The organism is Nostoc sp. UHCC 0251, assembly GCF_034932245.1.
In the GTDB taxonomy this organism is placed as follows: domain Bacteria; phylum Cyanobacteriota; class Cyanobacteriia; order Cyanobacteriales; family Nostocaceae; genus Nostoc.
This window is the reverse complement of sequence record NZ_JAYGHD010000249.1, coordinates 1-2,251: the sequence shown is the minus strand read 5'-3', so window position 1 is coordinate 2,251 and position 2,251 is coordinate 1. Positions and strand designations below refer to the sequence as shown.

The window sequence follows — 2,251 nt, the reverse complement described above, 5'->3', positions numbered from 1 at the left end:
AGACGCGATGAATCGCCGTCTCTACAATAATCAGTCTTTTGTAGAGACGGCGATTCATCGCGTCTATTGCATTTTATGCAGTTTTAGCATTTTCATCAGATGCTTGTTCTGCAACATTTTTTAAGCGGCTCGATCTGATTTTACGGATGCGATCGCTATAGCGAACACCACCCGCCATTTCATATTCGCGGCTGTCTTTACCGTACTTGATACCAACCACCATCAGCATTTTCTCAGAAAGCTGACTCAAATTTTTTTCCATCTCTTCAATTTCAGTTTTAGAAGAGTCAACTACAGACAGAGCAGTATTATAAACATCAATTTTGTTGCGTAACCGATCGATTGACTCAACTAATTTTTCTAAACTATAATCTTCATCAAATTTGATGCTTGGAACAATCGATTTCAGTCCGGCCGATCTTAACTGAGCTTTTTCTAAAACACGGGATGTACGTTTTTTACGAGACATAAAACTACTCCTTTAAAATTCTTATAGAGCTAGCTTGCCTCAATTAAACTGCATTCTGGTTCAGCAAAACTCGCAGTTTTCGTAATAAATTTTTCAAGTTATAGCAGTAAATTTTCGGAATTTTATTACTAGATATTGGTATTTATATAGATAATTGTCTAAGCTTTATCAAAACTTTAAGGTACACTGCTCCCACAAGTTGCGAAACTGCTCCCGTAAGTTGCGAACCTGCTCCCGTAAGTTGCAAACCTGCTCCCACAAGTTGCAAACCTGCTCCCACAAGTTGCAAACCTGCTCCCATAAGTTGCGAAGCTGCTCCCACAAGTTGCGAAGCTGCTCCCGTAAGTTGTGAACCTGCTCCCGTAAGTTGCGAACCTGCTCCCATAAGTTGCGAACCTGCTTCAATTTGTTGGGGAGTGCGTAGGCAAAAACCTTGTAGGCGATCGCATAGTATTTTGTAGAAAAGATCGATATAAGCGATCGCAAACCCAGGTTAGACAAATCTAATTGCTGCGCTGCATCCCACAAGCGTGAAATACAAGGCAAAGACTTTGGGCTTGACAAAAATATAACTGTTAAAATCAGCATAATGGTGTCAAAATGCGAAAAAAACACACCCAAAAGGAGAACAAGTTTTGACAACTATTACCGATATTGGCACACTGATTAACCATAATCCTGAAATACACGGCGGTTGTCCGATTATTGCTGGTACAGGCGTGACAGTCAGGCGTATAGCAATCTGGTACAAACAAGGTTATAGCGCCGAAGAGATTGCAGATCAAATTAGTCATCTGACCTTAGCGCAGGTTTATGCAGCTTTAGCTTATTATCATGCTAACCGCGACCAAATTGACGCTGACATTGCAGCAGAAGAGGCAGAGGGAGACAGATTAGAGAAACTGCATAAAATTCAAAAACTTTCATGAGCCGAATTAGCTTGTATATGGATGAGGATTCTACCGCACGTTCTCTAGTTCTGGCTTTACAAAACCGTGGTGTAGATGTGATTACAAGTCTAAATTTGAATAGGCTGGGATATACCGATGAAGAACAGCTAACGTGGGCAACTGAGCAAGGTTTTGTTTTATATAGTTCTAATATTAGAGATTTCTACCGTTTGCACACTGATTTTTTGACCAAAGAACAATCTCATGCAGGGATAATTTTGGTACAGCAGCAACGTTACTCAGTGGGGGAACTAATGCGCGGTATTTTGAGATTAATTGCAGCTAAGTCAGCAGAAGAAATGCAGAATCAGGTAGAATTTCTGAGTACTTGGATTGATGAATAGTATTCAATACGTCTTGGCGATCGCTCATCGACAGTCTAGACAATTTCTCTGATGATTTTATGACTAATTGCGATTGGCCACTTATCGACACCAGAGAGAGTTTATAAATGCGATACCTCGCATTCCTATGCTGTTGTTAGAGAACTGAGTTGAGTAGCTGTTAAATCTAACTCTCTTCAAATTACGAATTACGAATTACGAATTACGAATTATAAATTATTTCCACCATCGCGCCACATCCACAATTGCACGGGCAATTTCTGCCGTTGCTTGTTTATCACCTAATGCAAAGATAACAGGAAATAACGCTTTGATATCTCGCAGCAAATTAGAGCGAGTGCGAAGGGATAACTCATGAAGAGTATCTTTCCAAAGGGAAAAAAGTTTGGCAGCTTGTATTTGCGACAAACTGTCAGCTAAGGCACTCAAGGCTTTGGCACGATTCGACTCATCCTGAATCGCCCTGGCAGCAGCAAGGGCTTCTGGCA

The 2,251-nt window shown here is 40.8% G+C and carries 5 protein-coding genes; 2 read left to right on the top strand and 3 right to left on the bottom strand.

Annotated elements, in window-relative coordinates; all coding sequences use genetic code 11:
- Positions 1-73: 73 nt before the first annotated feature.
- Complete coding sequence (locus VB740_RS17945; RefSeq protein ID WP_323201312.1) at positions 74-469, bottom strand: hypothetical protein; 396 nt, start codon at positions 467-469, stop codon at positions 74-76.
- Between the two features lie 142 nt (positions 470-611).
- Entirely contained in the window at positions 612-854 is a 243-nt protein-coding gene (locus VB740_RS17940) for a hypothetical protein (protein WP_323201311.1), read from the bottom strand.
- A 250-nt stretch (positions 855-1,104) separates the two neighbouring features.
- On the opposite strand from VB740_RS17940, the gene VB740_RS17935 reads away from it, so the two are divergent.
- The gene (locus VB740_RS17935) at positions 1,105-1,398 is read left to right on the top strand and encodes a DUF433 domain-containing protein (RefSeq protein ID WP_322667677.1); all 294 of its coding nucleotides are present in this window, start codon (positions 1,105-1,107) and stop codon (positions 1,396-1,398) included.
- Entirely contained in the window at positions 1,395-1,763 is a 369-nt protein-coding gene (locus tag VB740_RS17930; protein ID WP_323201310.1) for a DUF5615 family PIN-like protein, read from the top strand. Before VB740_RS17935 ends, VB740_RS17930 begins: the two co-directional genes overlap by 4 nt.
- Before the next feature lie 216 nt (positions 1,764-1,979).
- On the opposite strand, the gene VB740_RS17925 is transcribed toward VB740_RS17930, so the two are convergent.
- Positions 1,980-2,251: hypothetical protein (locus tag VB740_RS17925; protein WP_323201309.1), on the bottom strand; the 272-nt coding region annotated here is incomplete at its 5' end.

Coding starts and splice junctions, on each gene's coding strand:
- VB740_RS17930 (WP_323201310.1), top strand. CDS start 1,395: ATGAGCCGAATTAGCTTGTATATGGATGAGGATTCTACCGCACGTTCT.
- VB740_RS17945 (WP_323201312.1), bottom strand. CDS start 469: ATGTCTCGTAAAAAACGTACATCCCGTGTTTTAGAAAAAGCTCAGTTA.
- VB740_RS17940 (WP_323201311.1), bottom strand. CDS start 854: ATGGGAGCAGGTTCGCAACTTACGGGAGCAGGTTCACAACTTACGGGA.